A 2105-nucleotide genomic window follows, 5' to 3' on the forward strand; every position below is an offset into this window, starting at 1 on the left:
CTGAGTTAAGCCGCGCCGCAAAGCGGCGTCGGCTTGGATGAATTTTTTCCCCAAACCGTTCAGGACTGGATGCCTACATGTCTATATTGTGGAAATTCATGAGGCTGCGAATTCGCCTGGAAAAATCAATGATTTGATATTTCGAGAAGTGTGTGTAGGTGGGTAACGATGCTTGGGGCACGTTCATTACCAGAGCGCTGCCACATGAGACTAAGTAGCGTAGTTCGTCTTCAGTGAGCGAGATGGAAATTGAACGAATAGCGTTTAGGTCGGGCATTGATCATCACATTTTCGAGGAAATGCTGCTTGGGCCTTGGCGCCTGAGTTAATTCGCGCCGAAGGCGTCGGCTTGAATGATTGGTTAGGTTGCGCCCGCGGCAAGATCGTAAGGAAATATCTTTCTGGTGACCACTTTCATGCCGCTGATACTCTCGATCTGCTGGCTGCCCTGGGATTGCCACACAGTGCGTGCGCCAGTCCATTGATGCATTACTTCCGATGAATCCCATACTAGTGCCTCCAAAAGGCTCTCGTAGCCCACTATCCATTCCTCCTCTAGATCCCAAAATTCTTTGTAGTAGGCGGCGAAGTGGATGAGATGGCCGTAGTAACTATGTCCGCGATGGTTTGGTAACAACGAGAACATGGGCCTGACTAGCAAAGATCCTGTATCGCCAAGACCTTCAAGCACCCTTCTGTTATGGGCCTCGACGTCAGTCTCCGAGCGGAAGCAGTGGATGTAGCCGTTCACAATGCTGGACATTGGGGGTGCAACCTTACTCCTAAGTTAAGACGCACCGCGGAGCGGGGTCGGCTTGAATGAATAGTTAGACGATCGTGCCAGGAGGTGGTGAGCAAGAAGCGTGCTCCCCAGCACTTGCGCCAATAGCCGAGCATGCCACAAATAGCGGTATTGGGGCTCGCCCGAGATGCTGGCCGCTGGATGTGACCGAAACCATAGGCAATGAGCGCAGCAGAGCAACGAAGCTGGATGACCAAGTAGCGGGCGATCCGATGGCGGTAGACGTGAGGATTGCGAACCGAGGCCGACCGCTGAAGCGCTATCGCTGTCACCGATGGCGTAAGTCGCGCCGCACGCACAACACTACCGCCTAACACCTGAGTTGGCGGCTTCGCGAAGCGGCGCCGGCTTGAATAAATTTTTAGGCCCCGTAACAACGCAAAACAATACGCCACAAACGAGACCGATAAAGCCGCCAGCTGCGAAATTGGCAAGATAGGGCTGTGAGCCAACGCCTAGAAGCATGAGACTGCCCGGCAGCGAAAATGTTCCGGCTATGACAGCACCAGCGCATACACTGAGCCAACTCAAATAGCCAGCGCGCCGAAGCCACGTGACGTAGGGTAAGCCGATAGCGACCATCGTTCCATATGCGATGGGTAGACCGAAAGAAAAATAGATTACAACGGCAATGGGCCAATCGTTGAGCCCTGGCAGCCCCTCCCGCACTAGAGCGGACGCCAGCGAGTACAGCAAGAATGCCACTGGCGCCCCGAGAGGAGCGATAAGTGTGCCTAGCAGGATCGATCTTTTGGTCTGCACTGAGTTCATGCCAACGGCCTAACACCTGAGTTAAGCCGCGCCTCGAAACGGCGTCGGCTCGGACGAATTTTTAGGTGGCCAGCACTGCGCAGATGCCTGCCCACCGCGCCGCCAGCTTACGCGTAAGACCAACAGTGGAAGCGAGTAGAGCGATCGGAAGGACTGGCCACCACCATTGGCCGATAAGCCGCGATGTAGCGACCAGCCAGCTGCCGTAAGGTTGACCCATTTCCTATAGTTGTGGAGCGAGAAATACGACGTACGCCTGTACGGGAATACCCACGACTGCGACGACCAAGTACACCGAGCCATAGACCAGCGCAGCAACCGTCGCGGTAAACAGCCAAGGACGTTCCAAACGACTGCGCTGGCTAAATGCGCGTCTGGCTGGCCAAAGTAGCGGAGCGAGCGCTAGAAGAAAATAGGTAAAGGCGAGGAGCGCCAAGAGGGCGACGAACTTTGATCCGAGCACTTCGATGATTTCCATGGCCACCTAACGCCTGAATTAAGCCGAGCCGCGAAGCGGCTTCGGCTTGAATGA

2 protein-coding genes are annotated in these 2105 nt (G+C 55.0%); both read right to left on the reverse strand.

All coding sequences use genetic code 11. The features are described 5' to 3' along the window. Positions 1-361 precede the first annotated feature (361 nt). Positions 362-763 (reverse strand): hypothetical protein, encoded by a 402-nt coding sequence (locus tag D183_RS27485; protein WP_157835210.1) that lies wholly within the window; start codon positions 761-763, stop codon positions 362-364. Between the two features lie 1033 nt (positions 764-1796). Further along, positions 1797-2051, reverse strand: coding sequence for a hypothetical protein (locus tag D183_RS27490; protein ID WP_157835211.1), 255 nt, complete (start codon positions 2049-2051; stop codon positions 1797-1799). Positions 2052-2105 lie beyond the last annotated feature (54 nt).

It is taken from the genome of Xanthomonas sp. SHU 199 (assembly GCF_000364665.1).
In the GTDB taxonomy this organism is placed as follows: Bacteria; Pseudomonadota; Gammaproteobacteria; order Xanthomonadales; family Xanthomonadaceae; genus Xanthomonas_A; species Xanthomonas_A sontii.

Excerpts from the sequence above, each read along its gene's own strand:
- D183_RS27485 (WP_157835210.1), bottom strand. The coding sequence starts at position 763 with ATGTCCAGCATTGTGAACGGCTACATCCACTGCTTCCGCTCGGAGACT.
- D183_RS27490 (WP_157835211.1), bottom strand. The coding sequence starts at position 2,051 with ATGGAAATCATCGAAGTGCTCGGATCAAAGTTCGTCGCCCTCTTGGCG.